Genomic DNA, 5,320 nt, shown 5'->3' with positions numbered 1-5,320 from the left:
GGGCTGGTTGGGGCGACGTGGCCGGAGCCCCGGAGATGGTGGCCGGATTGGCCGCGTCGGTCCCGGAGCCGCCGTCATCACCCGAGCTGAGGGCGAGTACTCCCGCGAGGATCGCGCCGACGACTACGACACCTCCACCGACGAGCAGCGGGGTGCGGTTCCTGTTCCCGCCCGCGCCGCCCTGCCGGCCGGGAGCATCGGCTCCACCGCCCCCGGGACCGCCGGGACTCCCGTGACCGCCGGCACCGGCGGGTAGCCGGGTCGGGGCGTCCTGGTCGACGGTGTAACCGCTGCTGACGGGGGCCGCTGCCGTTGCGGGGAAGCCGGCCCCGTGGGGCCCGGTGCGCCCGTGACCGGTGCGCCCGTGACCGGTGCGCCCGGGCCCGGGCACTGGCAGCTTCCAGCCCTGCAGGATGTTCGTGACGTCCTGCGGGTTGACGGCGGCGGCAGCGTCCGGGCCGGTGCCCGACGGGTCGCCGAGCAGGCGCAGCATGAGCTGCTGGGCGCTCGGGCGGGTGCTCGGGTCCTTGCGCATCGCGTGCCAGACGATCGGGCGCAGCGCCGGGTCGACGTCGTCGAGCCGCGGTTCCTCGTGTAGGGCGCGGTAGAGCAGCACCTGCGCCGAGGCCTCACCGAAGGGGTAGTGCCCGGTGGCGGCGAAGGCGACGAGGCCACCCCACGCCCAGATGTCGACCGCCGAGGTGATCGGCCGGCTCTCGATCTGCTCCGGGGACATGAACGCCGGCGTCCCGAGCTGCTGGAGATCGTCGGTGAGGTTACTGCCGGCGTCCACCGCCCGGGCGATACCGAAGTCGATCACCCGGGGGCCGAACGGTGAGAGGATGACGTTCGCGGGCTTGAGGTCGCGGTGCACGATCCCGGCGCTGTGGATGGCGGTGAGCGCCGCGGCCACGCCGACCGCGAGTTGTTCGAGGTTGGCATCGGCGAGCGGGCCGTTGCGCTGGACGTACCGGGCGAGGGTCTCGCCCTCGATGAACTCGGTGACCAGGTAGGGCCACTCGGCGTCCGGATCGGCGTCGAGCACCTCAGCGGTGCAGACCCGGGCGACTCGCCGGGCGGTCTCGGCCTCCAGCCGGAACCGGGCTCGGAACTCGGGGTTCCCGACAGCCTCATTCCGGATCACCTTGATGGCGACGAGCCGGCCCTTCCCGGAGCGGCCCAGATAGACCATGCCCATTCCACCCTGGCCGAGTTTGCCCAGCAGCGTGTACGAGCCGAGCTCGTGGGGGTCGTCCGGGCCAAGGGGGGCGGATCGTGCCGCCACACCCGCATCCGATGACATCATCGACCTGTACCCCCACCCGCCGCGTGCCGACCGCGGCCTCGCGCGGGAACGCCGCGCAGGTCGCGGGCCCGCCGGTGGACGCGCACCGACTCTTGATCCATCACGGAATGTCCCGATCAACCATTACGGTCAACCGCTGGCAAAATCTTAGGCGAGAGTGACCGGGCACCGGGCTGTCGGGGCCCCGACAGCCCCCGCCACCTCGATGTCAATGCAGCGACAGGCATTCGGCGCCCGCGTGGCTTCTGTCATCCGGTCACGTCCTGCCTCCTGGTCGGCCGGGGGGCGACCAGGGGCGGTCGGGGTCTCTGACCGGGTACGGCCGGGGTCGACCGGGGCCGACCAAGGCCCGGGCGGGGGAGTCTCCCGGGAACGCCGCGCCGCGTCCCCGGGAACCCCCCGAGTCACGACCGAGCCGTCGCGGACCTCGCGACACCTCCGATTGCCGGTCGGTCCACCGGCGACCCGGTCTGGTCCCCGATCAAAGCGGCTGGCGGCCCACACAACCCCGTATCTGTGCGGCTTTCGCCGAATGTGTCAGGAAGGAACGCTGCACGGCCGAACGCGAACGGCCGAACGGTGCTACGCCCGATCATCCGACCCGACGACCTCCAGGACCTCGTCGACGTCCCGGCGGGGAGTGGGGCCGAGCGGTTGTGCACCCGGCTCGGGATAGCCGGCCCGCAGGATCATCTGGACGTGCCCGAGACCGCTGGTGGTGCCGCGGAACTGCTCCCGCATGCCCTCGACGTCGATCGCCTGCGACATCGGCGACGAGGCGAGACCGAGCAAGGTGGCGGTGAGCAGCACACGCTGCATCGCCTGCCCAGCGCGCAGCCGGTCGGCGGTCGTGTCCGCATCGGTGCCGATGATCAGGATGCCGGGCCGTTCCACACCCGTCTCGTCCAGCACGGTCCCCGCCTCGTCGACCACGTCGAGGTCCCGCATCGGGAACTCGGACTGGCGCGGGGCGTCGGTGTGGACGACTGCGCTGCGCGGGATGCCATCGGCCGACGTGGACCCCGTTCGACTCCACGAGGCCAGTTCCTCCCGGTAGGCCACGTTGTGCGCCTCGATCCAGTCCGCCCGGGACAGCAGGACGCTGACCTGGACGCGCAGCTCCGGGTCGATCGGCGCGGTGAGCCAGCAGCCCTCCGCCTCGGCCGCGGCACGCAGGCGGCTGATTACCTCGGCCGGCAACGGCTGGTCGTCGAACGGCCGGCGATCGGTGTGCCGCCGCGGGATGGCATCGGCCAATGCCCGCTCGTCGTCCTCGGCAGGCTGATGGCCGATCACCGAGATGGTGGCGAGCGGGGCGGGGCGGAAGTCGTCGACGCCGTCGGGTAGCGGCTCCACCACGGGGACCTCGCCGCGGGTCCGCAGCGCCAGCCGGGCGTTGAACAGCGCCGCTCCGCAGCTCAACAGCATCTGCCGGCCCTCGGGATCGGCGACCTTGAGCTGGCGGGTGCTGTCGGCGAGAAGGGTGAGCCGGCCTGCCTCGAGGCGCCAGCGCCACGGCTGCGTGTTATGGATGGACGGCGCCGCGGCGGATGCGGCGACCACCTCCCGAGCCAGGTCGGGAGTCAGGGGAACCAGTACGGACCGTGCTGCTTTGGTGGACATCTCAGCCTCCCTTCTCTCAAGTGTCTACCCCCAGCCTGCCCTCCCGACCGGGTAGAGGGCATGTGCCGAGGGGAACAGTCGGGGCGGACCAACGGCCGGCAGGCGGGAGTCGGGCGTCGGGTGGCGGGGCGTCGGGGCGTCGGGTGGCGGGCCCGAGGCACCGCCGCGGACGTGGTGGGTGGGTACCGCCGGGACGGCACGGGCAGGGCGGAGTGCGTGTGCGGAGCGCATGGGCGGAGCGCATGGGCGGGGCGGAGTGATGGCGGGTATCGCGGGTAGCCCCACTGCATGGCTGGAACCGACACAGAGGCGGTGCTCGCCGAACTGCTCGCCCGGCATGGGCGGACCTACGCCGACGAGATCGGCGCCGACGTGCCGGCTGACACCGCGGAAGCGATGTTCAGGCTGATCGTCTTCGCCCTGCTCGCGAGCGCACGGATCCGCACGTCGATCGCGGTCGCCGCCTGCCGTTCCCTGATGGACGCCGGCTGGACCGACGCCGCAGCCATGGCCGAGGCGACCTGGGAGGACCGTACCCGGGTGCTGAACGGCAGCGGGTACGCGCGCTACGACGAGAGCACCTCTCGGACATTGGAGGCGGCCTGCCGTTACCTGATGGACACCTACGACGGTGATGTCCGCCGGCTGCGGGATGCCGCCGAGCACTCCCCGGACCGGGAGCGGGAGCTGCTGCAGAAGATCAAGGGGATCGGTCCGGTCGGTGCCGACATCTTCCTGCGCGAGGCGCAGGCGGGATGGGACGAGCTGGTGCCCTACCTCGACGAACCTACCCGGAGAACGGCTGGAGCCCTCGGGCTGCCGACCGGCCCGGCGAGGCTCGCCGCACTGGTCGACCGGCAGGACTTCCCGCGGCTGGTCGCTGCGCTGGTGCGGGCGCGTCTCGAGCACGACGTCACCGACCTGCGGGAGGCGGCGAGCAGGCCCTGACGCCCGTCCGGTCCCGACCCCAGCTGGCGAGACAGGAGCAGACAGCAGGCGGGCAGCAGGCAGACAGGAATCAGGCAGGAGGACGTGTCGATGACGACGCACGACGACAGGATTCAACGCAAGATCGCGTTTCTGGTGGCACCGGAGGGCGTCGAGCAGGTCGAACTCACCGAGCCGTGGAAGGCCATCGAGCAGGCCGGCCTGAGTCCGGTGCTGGTGTCGACGGAGGGAGGCAGGGTGCGGGCGTTCCGGCACCTGGACCCCGCGGACACCTTCCCGGTCGACGTCACGGTCGCCGAGGCGGATCCCGCGGACTTCGACGCGCTGGTGCTGCCCGGCGGAGTCGCCAATCCGGACGAGTTGCGGTGGCAGCCGGGTGTTGTCGAGTTCGTCCGGTACTTCTTCGATGCCGGCCGCCCGGTGGCGTCGATCTGCCACGCTCCCTGGACCCTGATCGAGGCGGACGTGGTCCGCGGACGGCGCATCACGAGCTGGCCGAGCCTGCGCACCGATCTGCGCAACGCCGGGGCCGAGGTCGTGGACGAGCAGGTCGTCATCTGCCGGTCCGGGCCGAACACGCTGATCAGCAGCCGCAGACCGGATGATCTGCCGGCCTTCGACGGCACCCTGGTGGAGCATCTCACCTCGGTGGGCGTCTGATTACCTCGGTGGACGCCCCAGCTCGGGACGCCGTTCACCGTGGATGCGAAGGAACCGCCGGAAACGGCTCCTTCGCCCGGGCCGTCTGCTACCTCGGATCAGGTTGGTCGCTACCCCGCACCAGGTGGATCATTGCGGTGTATCCCGTCGCCGGACATCCGTAACCTGGAACAGCGATGATGCGGCATTCCGGCCGCCGTGCCGGATGGCGGGCCGGCTTGCCGTGGTTGCCGTGGTCGTTCGTGGACACGCCGTCGTTGTCGTGGACATGTCGTTACCAGGGTGGGGTCACCGGAGCCGGGTCACCAGGCGGGCCGGGAAGATCTGCCGGGGAGGGGCTGTTACTCTCCCTGGCTCACCTGACGGCGTCGGCCTGCAGCCCGGGAAGCCGCAGCCCAAGAATCCGACCGCGACCGGGAGGAGAGCCGGTGCCGACCATGCAGGACGTCGAGCGCGCCCGTGAACAGGCGTACCTGGACACGCTGTACATCCGGTTGGACGAGGTCCGCGAGATCACCCGTGGGCAGCTGCGCCGGGTCCTGCTGGAAAGTGGCACGGGCACCCCACAGTCACTCGTGGAACGTGACGTGTTCGCGGCGACCCACGCCGACCGGCTCGCCCGCCTCGACGCCGCCGAAGGGCGGCTGTGTTTCGGCGCGATGGACCACGCCGACGGGCGCCGGACGTACATCGGCCGGATCGGCCTGTCCGACAGCGAGCAGGAACCGATCCTGGTGGACTGGCGGGCCCCGGTGGCCACCGCCTTCTACCGGGCGACGCTGG

The 5,320-nt window shown here is 71.5% G+C and carries 4 protein-coding genes and 1 pseudogene; 3 read left to right on the top strand and 2 right to left on the bottom strand.

Going from position 1 to position 5,320, the window contains the following annotated elements; genetic code table 11:
- Both ACY45C_RS15440 and ACY45C_RS15435 read right to left on the bottom strand, forming a co-directional pair.
- A partial coding sequence (locus ACY45C_RS15440; protein ID WP_462188296.1) for a serine/threonine-protein kinase occupies nt 1-1,306 on the bottom strand: 1,306 nt, incomplete at its 3' end.
- Between the two features lie 582 nt (nt 1,307-1,888).
- Nucleotides 1,889-2,929: an Acg family FMN-binding oxidoreductase gene (locus ACY45C_RS15435; protein ID WP_462188295.1), complete on the bottom strand. Its 1,041-nt coding sequence runs from the start codon at nt 2,927-2,929 to the stop codon at nt 1,889-1,891.
- Nucleotides 2,930-3,217: 288 nt separating this feature from the next.
- Between ACY45C_RS15435 and ACY45C_RS15430 the strand changes: the two genes are divergently transcribed.
- The 3 genes and pseudogenes from ACY45C_RS15430 to ACY45C_RS15420 form a co-directional block, all read left to right on the top strand.
- On the top strand, nt 3,218-3,877 hold the full coding sequence (locus ACY45C_RS15430; protein ID WP_462188294.1) for an HhH-GDP family DNA glycosylase: 660 nt from the start codon (nt 3,218-3,220) through the stop codon (nt 3,875-3,877).
- Nucleotides 3,878-3,967: 90 nt separating this feature from the next.
- Nucleotides 3,968-4,537, top strand: a complete 570-nt coding sequence (locus ACY45C_RS15425; RefSeq protein WP_462188293.1) for a type 1 glutamine amidotransferase domain-containing protein — start codon at nt 3,968-3,970, stop codon at nt 4,535-4,537.
- 428 nt (nt 4,538-4,965) lie between these two features.
- A pseudogene (locus ACY45C_RS15420) lies at nt 4,966-5,320 on the top strand (HelD family protein); the annotation flags it as partial.

Source organism: Frankia sp. CcWB2, assembly GCF_977927585.1.
Note: the sequence above shows the minus strand (reverse complement) of the source record. Positions and strands in the feature narration are given on the sequence as shown.

Coding starts and splice junctions, on each gene's coding strand:
- ACY45C_RS15430 (WP_462188294.1), top strand. CDS start 3,218: ATGGCTGGAACCGACACAGAGGCGGTGCTCGCCGAACTGCTCGCCCGG.
- ACY45C_RS15435 (WP_462188295.1), bottom strand. CDS start 2,929: ATGTCCACCAAAGCAGCACGGTCCGTACTGGTTCCCCTGACTCCCGAC.
- ACY45C_RS15425 (WP_462188293.1), top strand. CDS start 3,968: ATGACGACGCACGACGACAGGATTCAACGCAAGATCGCGTTTCTGGTG.